Genomic DNA, 20,147 nt, shown 5'->3' with positions numbered 1-20,147 from the left:
AGGTTGCAATATTTGCAACCTCTAATTGTTTTTTTTAATGTTAATTTTTATTTTGAAATTATTATTTTATTTAAATATTTTCCTTTATTTGTAGTTGTTTCAGAAAAATAATAACCGTCAGGGAAGTCGGAAATATTTAATTCAATTTTTGATAAGCTATTAAATTGTTTGTGTGATATAATTCGACCTGTTAAATCAGAAATTCTTATTTCAGTAATTAAACTGTTTTCTGAAATAAAGTTTAAATAATTTTTTGCGGGATTAGGAAAAACAGAAATATTGTTAGTTAAAGTATTTGATTGAATATTGTTAGGTAATAATGATACGTTTATGGTGTCTGTATATGTACATCCTTGACCATTATTAATAGTTAACATATATTGACCCGATTGTGTTATATTGTAAGTTAGAGATGCAACACTTCCGGGATTCCAGATTAACGAATAATTTCCATTCTGAAAATCTAAAGGTGCATTTAAAGTTAATGATGCTGAATAAACAGTTGTATCGTTTCCTAAGTTAAATGTAAAGTTCTCATTAAAATTAACGTAGGTTGTATCTATAATGTTACAGCCATTTATATTAGCTTCTACTACAATATATTCATTAAATCCTTGCCAGTTAAAGCTGTAAAATATGTCGGCAGACTGATTAATATATCCCCAGCTTTCATCATATTCTGTCCAACTGATAGCATTATCATAGAAAAGATTAACATTAGAAGTGCAGGAATAGGTAGTAGAAGGAAAAATAGAAATATTTGAGCCATTTGTTATATATACATGGTCCTGATTGTAACATCCGGTTAAATTATCGAAAGTGTTTATTGTATATACTCCTTCTGTGTTTATATAAATGTTGTTAACTGTATCACCGGTATTCCATAACAAATCATATCTACTATAGTCAACAGCAGGTATTCCGTAATTGTTAGGATAATTACACATAGTATAATTGTCTGGTAAGTTTAATGATAAAGTACTAAGTGGAGTAAAAATTAAAGTGTCAGTGTTAAATAAGCATCCGTTAGAGTTGGTAATTTGAGCAAATACATAAAAATTATTTCCGGGACTCACCATAGCACCTGGTATTAATAGTGAATCTGATCCGTTATTTAAGTAAAACCAGTTAACACCGTTGGGCGATCCATTCCAACTATAAACAACTCCATTTAATCCGGCACATTTTACAATAAGATTGTTTTCATTATAACAGACTTCAAAAATACCATTATTGTTTATATGACCATTGGGAAATGTAAGGCTATCATAAGTTGGATTTGGTAAATTCTCTAAAATAAAATAAGCGGTATCAATGCCACAGATCGAATTAATTCTTGCTTCAACATTATAATTGCCAACAGTTGGGACATAGTAATTTACAATACTACCACTCCCAATTAAAGTATTTGATGGCATTAAATACCAATTGCAGGTTCCAGGAGAAATAATACTGTCATAAGTTAAATAAAAAGTATGGTCGTTACAGAAATCAGAACTTTTAAAATAATGAGCATAATTTGAAATAGTATCTGTAGCAATAGAAATCCAGACCTGGTCGTATGAGTTACATCCCGAGATAGTCGCAGTTAGATTAAGCATTCCACCAGCACCTGATGTTATCTCAAGAAATGGATCAAACCCTTCATTTCCATTGCCCCAAGCCCAATAATATGATTCAAAACCCGGGCTTGCATTAAAAGTATGTGCCGTGCAAGAATGAAGAGTATCTGGACCATCAATTACAACTTGTGGAATTGTAACAATATGTACATGCATTGGATATTTTGGTCCATTAAAGCATGTTCCATAAGTGTTTTGAATATATACAACAGTATCTGTAATTGATGGTGAAATAAATAAATTGTAATAATTTCCTGTGTAAACAGGTGCTAAATTAGTATCTGTGTACCATGAAACATCACCATAATTTTGAAAAGCAGAGAGTTCAATAGGATTACTGTAACAAACTAATGGATTTGGTTCATAAGAAAGGTAATCAAAATTTGCACAATTAATAATAACTTTGTAATCTTCTATCTCTCCAATTGAAATAATATTACAAGCATCATTAGTTCCTGTACCCCATGCACCTGTGCTTATAAGTTTAACGATTCTCATATCTACTGTGTCTTTAATTGCATCAAGAGGGATGTGTATATTAAAAGTTTGTACCATATAGTTTGAAAAAGACACAAAATATGTTAGTTCAGATTGTTCATATATCTGATTGCCATTAAAGTCAATCCACATGCCTAAATCGTAATTCCCATTCGATGATCCGGCTAGTTGACACGAGTAATCGCCTCCAATTTGAACATTTATAAATGAAGTTGGAAAAGACTGATAGCTATTCCCCGATGTTTGATATCCAGAACTTGCAGAAATAGTATTTAAGCCGATGGATAAACCATCGTTATAGCAATAACTATTTGATGTATTATATGTTGTGACTGGAACCTGATAGGTATAACATTGCCCAGAAACTAAAACATTTAAGAAAATACCGATAAGTAAAAAGTATAATTTTTTCATAAAAAATTAAATTTTAGTTTATGTAAAAACATGTTAAAAAACATACAAATATAAAACATTAGTTTCTTTTATGCTATTTTTAGGGTTAAAAAAGCTTTGATATAATTTACTTTTAGTATTCTTTCACAAGTGTAAAGATGCTAATTAACATATTTGGGGTGCTAGAGATTATTTTTTGCAGTTGGGAAACTCATATACGTTGTTAGGAAACTGAGAGGTGCTTTTTAATCCTTTTTTGTGTATTTTTACTTTTGTGTAATTTAATACAATGAAAAGAAAAATACTGTTTATTTTTATTACGATTATTTTAAGCTCTTTATCTTCAATTGCAAGTGTAGTTGATAGTTTAAAGTATGCTTTAATTAATAGTCCAGATTCAACTAAATTTAATCTTTATCTCGATATTGCTGCGCAGTATAGAGGAATTAATACAGATTCTGCTATTTTTTATAACCAAAAAGCAATTAGTCTGGCTAAAAAGCTTGGTAGTGTTCAAAAACTTTCAGCTGCTAGTAATGAAATGGGTGTTGTTTATTACTTAAATGATCAATATGTTAAGGCTATTGAGTGTTACGAGCTAGCTCTTATTATTGATAAAAAGCTAAAGAATAATTTCGATATTGCAACCAGATTGAATAATATCGGTCTTGCATATTGTGCAATTGGAAATTATTCTATAGCAATTGATAATTTTCACGAAGCACTGAAAATTGATCATGAAAGAAATGATACTGCTAAAATAGCAATCAGATTAAATAATATAGGCATTGTATATACACGTTTTGAACAATATGCAAAAGCATTAGATTATTTTATTAATGCATATAAAACAGATAGTGTCAGAAATGATAAAGCATTATGTGCAGCAAGATTAAGCAATATTGGATGGGTATATCTTAAAATGAAAAAACCTGACCAAGCTATAACTTATTTAAATAAAGCTATAGTAATAGATACTGAATTAAAAAATGAGTTTAATTTAGCCATTAGATATAATAATTTAGGTAATGCCTATCTTTTAAAGAAAGAATACAATGAGGCAATTAATTTATTTGATAAAGCTCTAATCATAAATAGAAAATCAGAAAATAAAACGGCTATTGCCACTGTATTGTATAGTTTGGGAAATGCTTATTTTGAAACTAAACAAATTGCAAAAGCATTGGAATCAATTTCTGAAAGTGTTAAATTAGCAAATGAAACACATGCTCAGAATATTATTATTGATGACTATAAATTGTTTTCTGAGCTTTATGCTTCTCAAAATAATTATAAACAGGCATTTGTGTATTCTGATAAGTATAATAGATTAAAAGACTCATTATTTACATCTGAAAGTAAAAAAAAATTAGATGCACTGCAAACCTACTATGAAAATGAAAAAAAGGAACATGAGATTTCTATTTTAAATCACGAAAAACAATTAAAAGATTTACAATTTAAACAAAAAGAAGAAGAACTTAATAATCAAAGGCTATTAAAATACTGGCTGTTTGCTGTTGCTATTATAATTCTACTAGTTGTTGCAGTTTTTTATATTTCTTCAATGAACAGAGCAATTAAAAATCGGCATATACTTGAGAAGAATCTCAATTTATATATGCAGAAAGCGCTTAGTCAACAAATGAACCCACATTTTATTTTTAATACGTTAAATTCTATTCAGTTTTTTCTGTTGAATAATGATAAAATTGCATCAAGTAAATATCTGTCTAAATTTGCCCGACTAATGAGGCTTACTTTAGATAATTCACAAAAACCTGTTATCCCATTATCTGATGAAATAGAATCGCTAAAACTATATGTAGAACTTGAACAGTTGAGATTTGAAAACAAATTTTCTTTTGATCTGCAGTTCGACTCGATTCCTGATTTTGAATTAATAAGTTTGCCTCCATTAATTTTGCAACCATTTGTTGAAAATTCTATATGGCACGGTATTATGCATCGAGAAAATTCTGAAGGTGGAATGTTAAAGATTAAGTTTACATCAAATAACAATGTTCTTATATGTACTATAGAGGATAATGGAATTGGTCGCGAAAGAGCAAAAGAAATAAGACAAAAAAAGAAACCGGATCATGTGTCGTGGGGAACAAAAATTACAGAATCCAGAATCTCGTTAATTAATGAACTTCATAAGAGTAAATTAAATATTAGATATACAGATCTTAAGGATAATAACAATTTGCCAATAGGTACAAAAGTAGAAATAGAATTTCCTGTTTAAATTTTAATATTATGATTAAAACAATAATAGTTGATGATGAAAATATGGCAATTCAAAGCCTTGAACTGATAATGAGGGATTATTGTCCGGATATTGAAGTTGTTGGTACAGCCAAGTCTCCATTAGAAGCTGTAAAAAAAATAAATCAACTTCAGCCCGATTTGGTTTTTCTGGATATTGAAATGCCTAATGGAACCGGCTTTGATGTTCTTGATGCTATTCCTGACAGAAAATTTGATGTGGTATTTGTTACTGCTTATAATCATTATGCATTAAAAGCTATAAAATTTTCAGCAGCCGATTATATCTTAAAACCTGTAGATATTGAAGAAATTATAATAACAATTGAAAAAATTAAAAAAAGAAGAATTAAAGATGATTATTCTCCTCTCGATATTGGTACATTGTTAATGAATTTAAAACAGTCTTCTCCCCGAAAAATTGCTGTGCCAACAACAAATGGAACAGAATTTATTTCAATAGAAGAAATTTTATACATAACAGCTGACAGAAGTTATTGTCAGATTTTTCTCGGAGAGAAAAGAAATCTGATTGTCTCAAAAAGTTTGAGCGAATTAGAAATGTTACTTCCTTCGGATAGCTTCTTCAGAATTCATAAATCTCATACTGTTAATTTAAATTTTGTGAAAAAACATTTAAAAACAGATGGAGGGGTTGTAGAATTAACCGATGGGACAAAATTGTATATTGCAAAAGTCAAAAAAGATGAGTTCTCTATTGCTATGCAACATTTTCTTTTGCAGAATCATAATGTTTAATTAAATTAACCGATTGTTAATTTATATGAAATTGCTTTTGAAAATATTATTTCTGAACCTATTCTTAGCGATAACTGTGGTTTGTTTTTCTCAGGATTCATCACGAATAAGGTTTAATAATTTTTCATCTGAAGATTTTAAAGTTGTAAAGGGACTTTCTCAAAATTCTGTAAGTTCTATTATTCAGGATAGTAAAGGTTTTTTATGGTTTGGAACGTGGGACGGTTTAAATCGTTTTGATGGTTTAAACTTTGTTATTTATTTGCCAGGTTTTAAAGAAAATAAACAGAATCTGGGTAATCAAACTATACGTGCAATTTATGAAGATAATAAAGCTAATCTATGGGTGGGTACAGAATGGGGACTGGCTTTATTAAACAGAAAAACACAACAATTTACAAAATATACTTCAAACAGAAAAGATCTGAATGCAATTCATTGCGATACTATTAATTGTATTTCTGAAGACAATGATGGATTGTTGTGGATTGGTACTACAAATGGGATAAGTGTTTTTAACAAAGCAACAGGAAAATTTGAAAATTATTCAAGAAACAGTACTTTATTCTCTTGTGATTCTATCTATCAAATTTTTCAGGACAAATCAGGACTGCTCTGGATTGCGACAGAAAATGGGTTAAATTGTTTTGATAAAAAGAGTAAAAAAGTTATTAAATATTATTCAGAATCAAATAATTTAAATTCAATTAGCAGTAATCAAATTTATGCAATAACGCAGGATAATTCAGGAAAATTATGGTTTGGTACATCTAATGGTCTAAATTATTTTGACGAAAAGAATAAAAAATTTATTCGTTTTGTGAATAATACAAAGGACAGGTATTCTATTAATAATAATATTGTTACCTCCTTGCTCGAAGATTCTAAAGGCCGGTTCTGGGTTGGAACTTTTGGTGGGGGGCTTAACTTGTTTAACAAAAAAACAGGAAAGTTTATTAGTTATAAAAATAATCCAAGCGACCAGTTTAGTGTTACTAATAATTTTATTAATTGTATTTATGAAGATAAATCCGGAATAATATGGATAGGTAATGCATATAAGGGAGTTGACAAAATCGATCCACATCATTTCTCATTTGATACTTATCGCCATATACCTTATAACCAAAATAGTTTATGTAATAACATTGTTTGGGCAGTTTTTGAAGATGAGAATGATTTGTTATGGATAGGAACTGCCGGAGGACTAAATATATGGAACAGAAAGAAAAATATATGGATGCAATTAGTAAATGAACCTGGTAAACCAAAAACGCTTTCAAGTAATAATGTTCGTTCAATATGTAAAGATAAAGAAGGTAATATGTGGATTGGCACAGATGATGCAGGTGTTGATCGTTTAAATGTTGTTACAGGTGAAATAACAAATTTCTCAGCAGAAAAAAGTCAGAATTATTTATGTGACAATACTGTGTGGGATATATTTCAGGATAGTTATGGTTTTATATGGCTAGGCACCTCTAATGGTTTAGCTAAATATAACACTAAGCAAAATACATTTAAATATTTTTATAACAATCCATCAGATTCAACAAGTTTAAGCAATAATCTTATTTATCATATTTTTTAGGATAGTAAGAAAAACATATGGATATCAACAAATAATGGTCTGAATCTTTATAATCCAAGTGAAGATAACTTTAAAGTATTTAAAACAAATTCTAATAAAGGAACTTCAATAAATAATAATACAATATTTTCGATTTTCGAAGATAATTATGATAACTTATGGATATGTACAATGGGAGGTGGGTTGAATAAGTTCGATGTTAAAAAAAATAAGTTTACATATTATACAGATAAAGAAGGCTTGCCAAATAATGTCGTTTATGCAGTTGTGCCAGATAAATCAGGTTATTTCTGGCTAAATACTAATCATGGTTTATGCCGGTTTAATCCTATAAATGGTGCCTGTGTAAATTATGATGTAAAAGATGGATTACAAAGTTACGAGTATAATGGCGGAGCTCAATGCCGAACTCATAATGGTGAAATATTCTTTGGTGGGATGAATGGCTTTAACCTTTTTGCACCTGATGAAATTCCAAATAGGCAAATCCCTCCCAGACCTGTTATTACAAGCTTCCGTATTTTTAATGAATTAAATTATCGCGAATATTTTAATGGTGATACTATACAATTAAATTATTCTGACAACTTTTTTTCGTTTGAATTTGCATCACTTGATTTATCAAATGGATCAAATCTTTTTTATGAGTTTAAATTAGAGAATGTAAATAAATATTGGATAAAAACAGATGCCGATCATAGGCTGTCAGAGTTTACCAATATTGCACCGGGGGTATATAAATTCAGAGTTAAATCTTCGTCAACAAATTATTTTGGCGAATCTGAAGAAACTGTAATCACTCTAATTATTTTACCGCCTTGGTGGCAGACATGGACATTCAGAATTTTATTAGCATTTACAATTATTTTAATTATTGTCTACATTGTTAGAACTCAGCTTAAACGTATCAGAAGAAAAAATGAAATTGAGAGAACAATGCTGGAAATGGAAAAGAAAATATTTGATACCGAAAGAAAGGCATTAAGACTTCAAATGAATCCTCATTTTATCTTTAATACTTTAAATGCAATTCAATATTTTATTTTTCAGAACGATAAATTGTCGGCAAATAAGTATATCTCAATGTTCTCAAAATTGATTAGACAGATACTTATTAACAGCCAGCAAAATACAATATTGTTAAGGGATTATTTAACTGCACTTGAATTATATATAGAACTTGAGCTACTTCGTTTTGAAAATTTGTTTGATTTTAAAATTTCTGTATTTCCCGATGATAGCATATTGGATTATCAGATTCCTTCAATGATACTTCAACCTTATGTTGAAAATGCGATAAGGCATGGATTGATTCACAGGAAAGAAAAAGGGATGTTGCAAATTACTGTGAGAAAAGAAGAAGCCGGCAGAATTCTTTGTTCAATAGAAGATAATGGTATAGGTAGAGAGAAAGCTGAAGAAATCAGATTAAAAACTAAACCAGATCACCAGTCACTTGGAACACAAATAACTGAATCGCGTTTACGACTTATTAATAAATTGTATGGTAGCGAAATGTTTATCAATACCTTTGACTTGACCGATTCAAAAGGCAATCCAATTGGTACAAAAGTGGAATTGAATATTCCTGTTATGGAAAAATAAAATATATAATTATGATTAAGGCAATAATTGTTGATGACGAAAAAAAATCTGTGCAAACAATGTCTTTAATGCTTAAAGAATATTGTCCGGATGTTGAAGTTATTGGTTTTGCACATTCTGCAATTGAAGGTGCAAAAGAAGTAATTAGCAAAAAACCCGACCTCTTATTTCTTGATGTAGAAATGACCGGTGGCAGTGGATTTGATTTGCTGGAAAGTTTGCCCGAACGTAATTTTAAAGTAATATTTGTTACAGCTCACGACCATTATGCTTTAAAAGCAATTAAATTTCATGCTATTGATTATGTGTTAAAGCCTATTGATGTTGAAGATTTAAAGAATGCAGTTGCAAATTTTGTTTCTCAAAAAACAAATAATTTAAAAGTGCCATCAGATATTGAAAGATTACTCGAGCACATGAAGGTACAAAAAGTAAAAAAGATTGCTGTGCCTACTACCAATGGAATAGAGTACCTTGCAATAGATGAAATTATGTATTTTACAGCTGACAGAAGTTATTGTAAAATTGTTCTAACAAATAACAGAAGTATTCTAGTCTCAAAAGGATTAAGTGAAATAGAAGACCTTCTGCCAACTGAAAATTTCTTCAGAATTCACAAATCAAATACGGTAAATCTTGCTTTTGTAAAAAAGCATTTAAAAACAGATGGTGGAATTGTTGAATTAACTGATGGCACTAAGCTTTATATTGCACGAACAAAGAAAGATGAGTTTATGCTTGCAATGGAAAAATTTCTATAATTTTTAAATCAGACAATTTTTAACAATGAATGAAAGTGTAACAATTATTCACAAAGTTTTTCAAATATAAGTTAAGTGCCTTACTGATAAATTGTTATCCGCCACGGCGGCAATGTCATTGACTTAAGAAAATGTAATTTTGTTAATCCATTTGCTTACTTCTCGATACGCTTTGCTACTCGAAGTTGCAAATAGAAATTGTTCCTCAGCCGCAGAGCGGCTGAGGAACAAGCTAGAATGATAGTCCGCCGCGGCGGAGAATTCAATCGAGAACTACAGGGAGTTTTAGCTTAAGTCAATGACATTGGCCACGACGGTGCAGCGAATTGTTTAAAAAGATCTTTAATAAACCAGAAAATGAGCCTGGGATTACATTTGTTGGAGTTCTACTACAACAAAATATTTTATGCTTTGCTTTTAACTAAGAGTGATATAATGGATTCTCGGTTTAACATAGTTATTAAACACAGATGTTTGATAAGTTTTAACTTGTGTGCGAATATTGAAGTTAAAAAACGTGTACGTTTGAATTGAAAATTTTTGTACTATGGGCAAAATAGTTAGGAATATATTATTATTGCTACTTGCATTAATTATTATTTCAGGTTCGGTAATAGGTTATTTTTATTACAATAAAGAAGAAATAGTAGTAACTCAGCTTTTAAAAGCTGTTCCTACAGATGCAGCAATTGTAGTTGAATGTAAAAATGCTACTACTTTCTTTAACCATCTGCAAACTAAAAGTAATGTGTGGAATTTGTTAATTCAGGTAACAGAAATTAATGAAATAAATTCAAAGGTTTCGTGGCTCGATAGTCTGTTTATTAATTCAAAAGAACTAGCTGCTGTTTCGGCAAAAGGACCACTAATTGTATCAGTTCACCTTTCAGGTAAAAAAAGATACGAAACTCTTTTTTTAATGAATTTTGGCTCATTTATAACTGAAGAAAAAATAAAAACTTTTTTAAAAACCGAGTTTGGAGATAGTATTCGTATAAACGAAAGAAATTATAACGAAACAATAATGTATGAAACAATACTACCTGATGAATCAAAAATAAAAAATTTCAGCTGGGCAATTTCACAGGGAGTTTTTGTTTTTAGCGAATCTTCATTACTTGTTGAAGATGCTATTCGTCAGGTGCAATCCGACTACTCGTTGTTAGATAAACCCGGATTTAGAAAAGTATTGGAGACAGCGGGTAAAAATGTTGATGGAAATATTTATGTAAACCATAAAGCCTTTCCGGGCTTAGTTTCTGTTCAACTTGCAAATTGTTATCAGAAATCTGTTTCAGCTTCAACTAATATTGCCGAGTGGAGCGAGATTGATTTTCATGTAAAGCCTGATATGTTTATGTTTAATGGGTTTACATACCCTGGTGATTCTATCGCAAATTACACGAATATTTTCATGAATCAGGAGCCTCAGAAATTTTCTACTTCAGAAGTTATGCCTGGCGATGTGTATTCTTATCTTTTTTTAGGCATCTCTGATTTTAAAAAATACATGACTGATTATAAAAATTATCTAGAAGCTGGTGGAAAAATAAATACCTATAATAAAGACATCGATTTTATAAAAAAGAGTTATAAAATTGATATCGAAGCAGCATTCGGTAGTATAATAGATGGTGAAGTTGTAATGGCTTTTGCCGATAATCAATTAAATGCAAATGATTCTGTAAAGTCGGAATATGTTTTTATTAAAACAAAAAGCAGAAGTCTTACCGAAGAAGGAATGAATTTATTAATAAACAGAATTGCACAGGTTCAAAATAGAAAGCCCGAATCTTATCAATCGCAATGTGTTATAGACGCAGAAACCTCATTTCCTGTTTACTCGTTTCCGATTAAAAATATTGGAGGATTGCTTTTTGGAAATGTGTTTGACCGTGTTCCAACTTCTTATTTTACATATTTAGATAATTACTTAGTGTTTAGTTCTTCAAAACTTGCTTTAAAAAAGCTTCATCATTCATATTTGCTTAAAAAAACTCTGGCTAATGATGGCTTTTACCAGAGCTATACTGAAAATCTAGATTCTAAAAGTAATTTTCTTTTTTATATCGATTTATCAAGAGCAAAAGACTTTGCTTCTGGTTTTTTAAATAAAGAATTATCGCAAATATTTAATGCAAATTTTGAGGTGTTTAAAAGACTTGATGCTATTTCCTGTCAGATGAATGTTTCAAGAGGGATGATTTACAATAGTATTATTATTAAATATAATCCTGAGATTAAAGAAAAAACCCATACTATTTGGGAAAGTCGCTTAGATTCTACAATATCTCAAAAGCCATATTTTCTTATAAATCATTTAACTGATGAGAAAGAAGTATTTGTTCAGGACGATGGGCGAACACTTTACCTGATAAACAGTACAGGTAGAATACTTTGGAAAAATAATATTACCGAAACAATTTTGAGTGATGTTTTTCAGGTTGATGCTTTTAAAAATAAAAAACTACAATACCTTTTTAACACAAGAAATTATATTTATTTAATAGATAGAAACGGTGATTATCTTGAACGATTTCCTATAAAACTACAGTCGCCCGCAACAAATGGTATTAGTATAGTTGACTTTGACGGAAAAGGAAATATTAGAATTTTTGTTGCTTGTTCTGATAAAAAGATATATTGTTATACACCTGATGGGAATATTGTTAAGGATTGGAAATTCGAACAAACTGATAATTTTGTTTATCAGCCTATTCAGTTCTTTAAAGTAAAAGATAAAAATTACGTAGTATTTGCAGATACTTTAAATTGTTATCTTCTTGATCGTAAAGGGAAGGAAGTAATTAAACTTAAAGAATATTTTCCCATAAACCGTAAAAGTCGTTTCTTTTATGAGCAAAAAAATCCAGAAACAGAAGATAGGTTAGTTACAACTACTGTTGATGGAGGTATTAGATATATTTACTTTGACGGTACAGTAAAAAAACAGAATATTGGTAATTTTACACAAAATCATTTTTTTGATTATCATGACATGGATGGCGATGGGTATTGCGAATTTATTTATCTTGACCAGGACGAACTCTCAATTTATAATCGGTTAAAGAAAAAGACCTGTTCATATGATTTTTCGGAAACTCCATTATTTCGCCCTGTTTATTATGAGTTTCCTGGTGCGCGGCATAAAATAGGAATTGTATGTAAAGAAAATAACAAAATATACTTAATTGATAAAGATGGAAAATTGCCTAAGGGTTTTCCGCTTGATGGAGGTACGCCATTTAGTATTAGTCATTTTAGCACTAATGAAAGAATGTATAATCTTATTGTAGGAAATAAAGATGGTTTTCTTTACAATTATGAGGTTTATTAAGCTTTATTAAAAAAAATAAAATTTTGAACTAATAAATAATTATTTGCTTTTTATTCTCATAAGTTGTATATTTCAACCGATTATAATAATTTTAAGTATGAGAAAATATATAATTAGTTTACTGGTTTCTTTTTTAATATCCTCTTTAACTTTTGCGCAATGTAATTTAACTGTGTCGCAAACAGAATTTAATATTTGTGAAGGAACTCCGGTTCAACTTTCGTCAAGTATAATATGTGCTGATACTTTAGATGATTCTAATTTTAATAGTGGTTCGCTAAATGTAGGGTGGTTTTCTCCTTCATCTCCTATGTTTACTAATCCATGTGGTGCTGGTTCTGATGGTAGTACTTATTTATGGATTGGTCCGGCTTCTACTTTCCCAAGGGAAGTAATATCTACAGTGTACGTTGTTTCAGATTCAGTTGATATTTGTTTTGATATGACCTATGCAAGTCAATCTAATTCAACTCCCTGCGAAGGTCCAGATATGGCAACAGAAGGGGTGCATTTTCAATATTCAAATACCGGTCAAGGCGGTCCCTGGGTAGATCTGGGTTATTGGGATCCTTTAGGTGGTTATGACCCTATAATGACTAGTTGGAATAGATACTGTTTTCATTTAATTACAAGTGGTAATGTTTGGTTCAGATGGTATCAGGATGTGACTTCAGGCAATGATTTTGACCATTGGGGGCTGGATAATGTCACAATAACAACAAGCAATTATTCTGCTTCTAATGGAAATACCGTCTGGAATACTGCAAATGGACTTTTTTATAATGGTCAAAACCCTCCATTGTTTTATCCGGATAGTTCAATGTGGCTAACTGTAACTTATACTAATTTGCCAATAATACTATCTGACACAGTTTTTATTACAGTTTATGATAGCATTCCATTATCTTTTTCGGGTTTGATGGATACAATCTGCCATAATGAAATGCCAGTAGCATTAACTGGAATTCCTGCAGGTGGAACATTTTCAGGTTCGGCAATGCAGGGAAATTTATTTAATCCTTCTTTAGCGTCAGCTGGAATGAATACAATTTATTACAATTATTATACAATTATTAATGATACAATTAATGGATTACAGCCTGTGTTTTATGATGACTTTAGTACAGATAAAGGTTGGACCGGATATGGGGTCGAATGGTCCCGTGGTCCTGCTGTTGCAAGTGTTGGATGTTCCGGTGCTCAAGATCCGTCTCAGGATAATACAGCTTCAACTTTAGATAATAATATTATAGGAAATTATATTGGAGGTTGTTATCCAAATAGTATGAATCAAACATATTGGCTTAGTTCTCCCATAATTAATTGTAGTAATTTTAATACATGTTCAATTCAATTCTATAGTTTAAGCGGATGCGAATCGGCAAGCTTTGATCACATGTATATAGAGGTTTCTGGAAATGGTGGATTAACCTGGAATTCATTATATGCTAATATTAGTACTGTATCCGAATCTTCATGGACCTTTAGAGAATATCCTGTGAGTATTGCAAATAATAACTCCAGTTTTATGGTACGATTTGGTATGGGATCTACAGATGGTTCTGTTAATTATAACGGATGGAATATTGATGATTTCTCTGTGAATTGTTATGGGCAAATGGTCTATGCTGATACTCTTTGTAATTATAGAGTTACTGATTCTGTTTTTGTTCAAAATTGTACAACTATATCTGATCCTTTATCAGATAATATTTATTTGTCAATATCTCCAAACCCTGCATGTACTTCATTAGTAAAAGTTGAATGGAGGTTGCCTGAAAATGCTGAAGCTTTATCCATTGAAATGTATAATTTGTTAGGTGAAAGACTAGCAATTAAAAAGATTAATACAAATGAGGGTAAACTAGAATTTGATATTTCAGATTTTCCAAAATCAATTTATGAAATTTGTGTTACAGGTACAAATGGTTATAGGAAAAGCACAAAGCTAGTTAAGCACTAGAATTATTTTTTTGTTAGGTCTTTTTACCTGGCATTTAAAAAGGATTTAAACTTGTATTTATTTACCACTTCTTAAAAATAAAAAATACTGCAAGTACTATAAAAGCAAAGCCTACTATATAATTCCATTTTAAACTCTCGTTTAAATATATAATTGCAAAAGCAGAGAAAACTACAAGACTAATCACTTCCTGAATTGTTTTAAGTTCAAATGCATTAAACTGACCGTATCCAACTCTGTTAGCAGGAACCATAAAACAATATTCAACAAATGCAATAAGCCAGGAAATAAGTACAACTTTCCATAATGTTACATCTTTAAATTTTAAATGACCATACCAGGCAATAGTCATAAAAATATTTGAAACGGTTAGTAAAAGAATTGTCCACATAATTTATTTTTTTACAAAGATAATTTTATGGTTTAAATAAAGATTTTTAATGACTAAAAACATGTTTTGTTATCTTTTAAAAGTCATAAAAATTTTATAATTTGCATTCGTATTTATAAACCAAGGAATACCTCTTTTTACTTTTTTAACTTACAGAAAACTGTAATGAAATTATTTTTGTTGTGTATAATATTATTCTGTTTGACATTTGCGTCATATGCTCAAACTGCTGATACATTAAAGTCTGGCAAGGTCAAGCCATACCTAATTCCAAATACTGAAATATTAATTACTCCTCCAGCCCATTTCAAATTTGTTGAAAAAATCAACGGTTTTATTCATCTTGGCAGTTCTGCCTCAATTACTGCAACTGCTGTTGATGGGACGTCATATCTGCAGGTAGCAGAAGGTCTTACGTCTGAATATTTTAATACACAAAATGCCGTGTTAATTTCATGTGAAGATGTTAAAACTGCATTGGGAATGGAAGGGAAATTATATACTCTTAGTTTTCAAACTACTTCAAATGATACTTCAAAAAAAGTTCTTCAGTTTGAAAGAATGATGTTTTTTACCGGTGATTATAACCGAACAATATGGTTAACTGCTAATTATCCTGCATTGTTGAAAAAATTGTTGTATCCTGTATTAAGAGAGAGTTTGCTTACAGTTAAATTTAATGATAGCAAATAGTAAAATAAATGAAATGGATTACTCGCATATTATTTATTTTAATTATTGCTATTTGCCTGCATAGCAATAGTAATGCCCAGACTTATTTCATAAATCACGACATTCCTTATTCAACTTCTAATCAAAATATGTGGGGACCCAATGGTAGTCCTTTTAACATAAATGTAAATTTTGATTTATTTCATGTAGCTTTTGATACAGCAATTTCAATTGGATATATGGATACTATATTGGGCGAACCTGTAGGAGCTATGTTTAATATTGACACATGGTTTGTTGTGGGTTCTACTTTTGATATGCATGGATGGACAACTGGGTGGTTAGATGTTGATTATCCTGTTGAAATAAATTTAGAGGTTCCTAATAATTATACTTTTAATCCTGGTGAAGTTGTAACAATACACTCAGATTACGAAGTTCAGCCAGGTTGGGAATTGTATTCTCATTTTCCACAGGCTGGTGTAATTTCTCTAGATCTTGATTTTGGTTTTGGCCTTAATATCGATGCAGATGTTTGTTTGGTTGGTTGTGATAGTATAAGTATTATGAACATTCAGGTACCTACCGATTCAATTGTAATTTTTTATCTAAACGGACTAACCGGTGAAACCATTTATCCATGTGCAGATCCAAGTAGCCCTTTAGGTTTTGGTTTTTGTCATGATACAATTTTACCGATAACATTTAACAATTTATTTGGAATAGGGTTGAGTGGATGGATAACATTGCCATATATTGAAACAACTGACTGGTTAGATAGTACAGATCAATGTCATCAGATTTTGGGAGCCAATGGTGATAGTACCTACATGAATCTTGATATAGATATTATTCAATTTCTTTCAGCAGTTGCAGGGCTAATTCCACCACCACAGGGTCCGGCTATTCAACAATTTTTAGGTATGCTAAATGGCACATATGACGCTGGAGGAGGAATTACTATTGACTACTCCTTGCTTACAGCACATATGTCTATAACTAACACTATGCAGCAGGATCTTACTTTCAACCCGACTGTAAATACTGTGTTTACGTTTCCAACTCCTGTAGAGTATTTTGTTTCAGACCCAAATAATGGGAATGCTATAGTTGATCAGGGTGTTTCAGATTCAATAGCTTTTGCAACATGTATGGATTTTAATTATCGTTATCCATGCTTTGGTTGGCCACAAATGCCAATAGGTATAGCAGCACATCTTGATAATGATTTTACAAATCATGTATGGGATAGTATTGCTTTTACTTTCCTTTTAACAGCTCTTGAATTTGATATTCACATACCATTTCCAATTTTAAAATCAGTTACTGTTCCCGAATTTTGCATAAAAGTGCCTTTTAATTGTGCTGATTCTACATGTTATTATGAAATTTGTTCGCCCGAAATAACAAATGAACCATATTGTGCATTGAAAGATAGCCATGGTGGTCCGATATATGATGATGGTGATGGAGATATTGATCCACCACATATTCTGGATTGGGATTATCATATAGGACCATTGGTAGATTTGTCGCTTCCGTTGGGATATATACCATTAACCTGGTATAATAACACGTGGGAATTAGCAGGTTTTGATACTGACACTACATTTGATGGAATAATAATGATACCAAATCCAGTGATGGAAATTGTTTCTGTTACCGATAATGATAATGTTTGTTTTGGTGATAGTATTGGTAACATTACCATAACAATGAATTATGGGACATTACCATATATTTTTACATGGTCAAATGGAGTAATAGATACATCGTTTTCAAATGTAAATACTCAGACCGGATTACTGTCCGGAATTTATGGTATAACAGTCAGCGATATTAATGGTTGTACATTAACTGCAGTTGATACGATTACTGAGACTAATCCACCAATTTTTGTAACATTAACCCCAACTCATGTATTATGTAACGGAGGAATTACAGGTTCTATAACTTCAAATGTTTGGGGAGGAACTCCGGGCTATACTTATCAATGGACTCCTATTGGTGGAGTAAATCCAAATGCTATTAATTTGCCAGCAGGTATTTATTCTCTTTCGGTAACAGATGCTGCAGGATGTCCACAAACTGCCACAACAACTATTACAGAACCTGCTGCTCCTGTTTTAATAACTCTGGATTCAATTGTTCATGTACTTTGTTTTAATGGGAACAATGGCGCTATTTCTATAACTGTTGTTGGTGGAAGTCCAGGTTATACTTATAATTGGTCAAATGGTAATACTGTGCAGGATATTAGTAATTTAACAGCGAATACATACACTGTAACCGTTACAGATACTCATTTATGTACAGAGATATTTACTGAGACAGTTACTCAACCACCACTACTATTATCAGCTATTGCCTCAACAAATGTCAGTTGTTACGGACTTTCCGATGGTACAGCAAATTTAATTGTAAGTGGAGGCGTTCCACCTTATAACTTTATATGGAATAATGGTGAGATTACCGAAGATCTTTCTAATTTGTCTTATGGTGATTATACAGTAACTATTACTGATCAGAATTTGTGTACATCTGTATCTAGTATTTATATTACTCAGCCACAAGCGCCGTTATCTGCCACTTATATTGTTACAGATGTTTTGTGCCATGGCTTAAGCATAGGTGCAATAAATGTTAGTCCAACCGGAGGCACGCTTCCATATGCATATGAATGGAGTTCAGGGCAAACAACTCAGGATTTAAATAATATACTTGCAGGTAATTACTCAGTAACAATTACTGATTTTAATTTATGCAGTTATACAACAAATGCTACAGTTTCTGAGCCTCCTCAGGCAGTAGCAACAATAATTATAGCAACTGATGTTCGTTGTTTTGGAGAGGTTAATGGAGCTGCAGATTTAACAGTAACTGGTGGTGTTCCGCCTTATGTTATTGAGTGGAATACCGGTTCTTCTCTTGAAGATATTAATACCCTTTATGCAGGAATATATTATGTTACAGTAACTGATAGTCATAATTGCTCTGTTGTGGATAGTGTTAAAATAATTGAGCCGGGTGAGTTGTTCGCTTCAATAACAGAAAATGTTAGAATTTGTATAGGAGATACTGCTAATATTATTGTTTCTGCAACTGGCGGAACAGCCTGGTATTCTTATTTATGGAATACAGGACAAACTGATACCCTAATTCATGTGTTGCCAAATGTTACAACAAATTATAAGGTCACGGTTACTGATAATCATGGATGTATTGCTACAGATATAGAAGCAGTGTATGTATATCCACCATTAACTGCCGAAATAAATGTAGATAAAGATACAATTTGCCCGGGCGAAGCAGTGCTGATAACAGGCAATATTTCAGGAGGTAATTCTCAATATTCAGTTAGTTTAAATGATACAATTATTATTAATTTACCATATGTATACTATCCTCTTGTTTCGTCACAATATGTAATAACAGTAGAAGATAATTGTAGCACTCCTCCTATTGTTTTCTATAAAGATATTATTGTATTAGCATCACCTCCTATAGGTTTTCTCGCAGATGTTACAAGTGATTGCGCGCCTTTGACTGTAAGTTTTAATGAAGTAAGTCCAATAATTGGGCAAACTTATATTTGGAATTTTGGAGATGATAATTCTTCAAATACAAGTATAATTAAAAATCCTCAGCATATTTATGAAGTGCCGGGAACTTATGATGTTTCTTTAACAGTTACTTCTATGGGTGGATGTACTTCTTATTCCGAAATTCCTGAAATGATTCATGTATATCCAAACCCAGATGCCAAGTTTATTACAAATCCAATAGCTGTTAATATAATAAACCCTTCAGTTAATTTCATTAACTTATCTACAGATGCAAATGATTATTTATGGTATTTTGGTGATGGCGATTCTACAAGCGAAGTTAACCCTCATCACATATACTTAAATATTCCTAATCAGTATATTGTTACATTAATAGCATTGAATTCTTATGGTTGTTCTGACACTACTAAATCTAACATGAATGTTAGTGGTGACTATACTTTTTATGCTCCATCTGCCTTTTCTCCTGATGCGGATGACAGAAATGAAGTGTTTAAAGTTTATGCAACTAATATAGATTTTGAATCATTTAAATTATTTATTGTTGATCGTTGGGGAGAAATAATATTTAATACTAATGACATAAATACTGGATGGGATGGCAGAGCAAAAGGCAGTGAACTTGTACAAGTTGGGTCATATACATGGATGGCTTCATTTAAAGATATGAACGGGGTTACTAGAAATAAGACAGGTGCTGTAACAGTAATCAGATAAT

General features: G+C 31.1%; 11 protein-coding genes and 1 pseudogene. 10 read left to right on the top strand and 2 right to left on the bottom strand.

Annotated features, from left to right (window positions below):
* Window positions 1-47: 47 nt before the first annotated feature.
* On the bottom strand, window positions 48-2,534 hold the full coding sequence (locus HY951_16195; protein ID MBI5541602.1) for a T9SS type A sorting domain-containing protein: 2,487 nt from the start codon (window positions 2,532-2,534) through the stop codon (window positions 48-50).
* Between the two features lie 268 nt (window positions 2,535-2,802).
* On the opposite strand from HY951_16195, the gene HY951_16190 reads away from it, so the two are divergent.
* The 8 genes and pseudogenes from HY951_16190 (at window position 2,803) to HY951_16155 (ending at window position 14,800) form a co-directional block, all read left to right on the top strand.
* Window positions 2,803-4,764, top strand: coding sequence for a tetratricopeptide repeat protein (locus HY951_16190; GenBank protein MBI5541601.1), 1,962 nt, complete (start codon window positions 2,803-2,805; stop codon window positions 4,762-4,764).
* 11 nt (window positions 4,765-4,775) lie between these two features.
* Window positions 4,776-5,543: a response regulator transcription factor gene (locus tag HY951_16185; GenBank protein ID MBI5541600.1), complete on the top strand. Its 768-nt coding sequence runs from the start codon at window positions 4,776-4,778 to the stop codon at window positions 5,541-5,543.
* A 37-nt stretch (window positions 5,544-5,580) separates the two neighbouring features.
* Window positions 5,581-7,134 (top strand): hypothetical protein, encoded by a 1,554-nt coding sequence (locus HY951_16180; GenBank protein MBI5541599.1) that lies wholly within the window; start codon window positions 5,581-5,583, stop codon window positions 7,132-7,134.
* Window positions 7,135-7,149: 15 nt separating this feature from the next.
* Window positions 7,150-7,308: pseudogene (locus tag HY951_16175) on the top strand (hypothetical protein).
* Window positions 7,309-7,317: 9 nt separating this feature from the next.
* The gene (locus HY951_16170) at window positions 7,318-8,739 is read left to right on the top strand and encodes a histidine kinase (GenBank protein MBI5541598.1); all 1,422 of its coding nucleotides are present in this window, start codon (window positions 7,318-7,320) and stop codon (window positions 8,737-8,739) included.
* 11 nt (window positions 8,740-8,750) lie between these two features.
* Window positions 8,751-9,500, top strand: a complete 750-nt coding sequence (locus HY951_16165; protein ID MBI5541597.1) for a response regulator transcription factor — start codon at window positions 8,751-8,753, stop codon at window positions 9,498-9,500.
* Between the two features lie 547 nt (window positions 9,501-10,047).
* A complete protein-coding gene (locus HY951_16160) occupies window positions 10,048-12,837 on the top strand; it encodes a DUF3352 domain-containing protein (protein MBI5541596.1) in 2,790 nt (929 codons plus the stop codon).
* Between the two features lie 97 nt (window positions 12,838-12,934).
* Window positions 12,935-14,800, top strand: coding sequence for a T9SS type A sorting domain-containing protein (locus tag HY951_16155; protein ID MBI5541595.1), 1,866 nt, complete (start codon window positions 12,935-12,937; stop codon window positions 14,798-14,800).
* 61 nt (window positions 14,801-14,861) lie between these two features.
* On the opposite strand, the gene HY951_16150 is transcribed toward HY951_16155, so the two are convergent.
* The gene (locus tag HY951_16150; protein MBI5541594.1) at window positions 14,862-15,191 is read right to left on the bottom strand and encodes a DMT family protein; all 330 of its coding nucleotides are present in this window, start codon (window positions 15,189-15,191) and stop codon (window positions 14,862-14,864) included.
* A gap of 201 nt (window positions 15,192-15,392) precedes the next feature.
* Here HY951_16150 and HY951_16145 point away from each other — a divergent pair, with 201 nt between their 5' ends.
* Together HY951_16145 and HY951_16140 are read left to right on the top strand one after the other, a co-directional pair.
* On the top strand, window positions 15,393-15,884 hold the full coding sequence (locus HY951_16145) for a hypothetical protein (protein ID MBI5541593.1): 492 nt from the start codon (window positions 15,393-15,395) through the stop codon (window positions 15,882-15,884).
* Between the two features lie 8 nt (window positions 15,885-15,892).
* Complete coding sequence (locus HY951_16140) at window positions 15,893-20,146, top strand: gliding motility-associated C-terminal domain-containing protein (GenBank protein MBI5541592.1); 4,254 nt, start codon at window positions 15,893-15,895, stop codon at window positions 20,144-20,146.
* Window position 20,147: the final 1 nt, after the last annotated feature.

It is taken from the genome of Bacteroidia bacterium, from assembly GCA_016218155.1.
In the GTDB taxonomy this organism is placed as follows: domain Bacteria; phylum Bacteroidota; class Bacteroidia; order Bacteroidales; family GWA2-32-17; genus GWA2-32-17.
The sequence above is the reverse complement of the archived record's forward strand: the minus strand, read 5'-3'. Positions and strand labels throughout refer to the sequence as shown.

What these genes read in the sequence shown, in the direction of transcription:
- HY951_16150 (MBI5541594.1), bottom strand. Translation starts at nt 15,191, where the DNA reads ATGTGGACAATTCTTTTACTAACCGTTTCAAATATTTTTATGACTATT.
- HY951_16140 (MBI5541592.1), top strand. Translation starts at nt 15,893, where the DNA reads ATGAAATGGATTACTCGCATATTATTTATTTTAATTATTGCTATTTGC.
- HY951_16155 (MBI5541595.1), top strand. Translation starts at nt 12,935, where the DNA reads ATGAGAAAATATATAATTAGTTTACTGGTTTCTTTTTTAATATCCTCT.
- HY951_16185 (MBI5541600.1), top strand. Translation starts at nt 4,776, where the DNA reads ATGATTAAAACAATAATAGTTGATGATGAAAATATGGCAATTCAAAGC.
- HY951_16165 (MBI5541597.1), top strand. Translation starts at nt 8,751, where the DNA reads ATGATTAAGGCAATAATTGTTGATGACGAAAAAAAATCTGTGCAAACA.
- HY951_16160 (MBI5541596.1), top strand. Translation starts at nt 10,048, where the DNA reads ATGGGCAAAATAGTTAGGAATATATTATTATTGCTACTTGCATTAATT.
- HY951_16190 (MBI5541601.1), top strand. Translation starts at nt 2,803, where the DNA reads ATGAAAAGAAAAATACTGTTTATTTTTATTACGATTATTTTAAGCTCT.
- HY951_16195 (MBI5541602.1), bottom strand. Translation starts at nt 2,534, where the DNA reads ATGAAAAAATTATACTTTTTACTTATCGGTATTTTCTTAAATGTTTTA.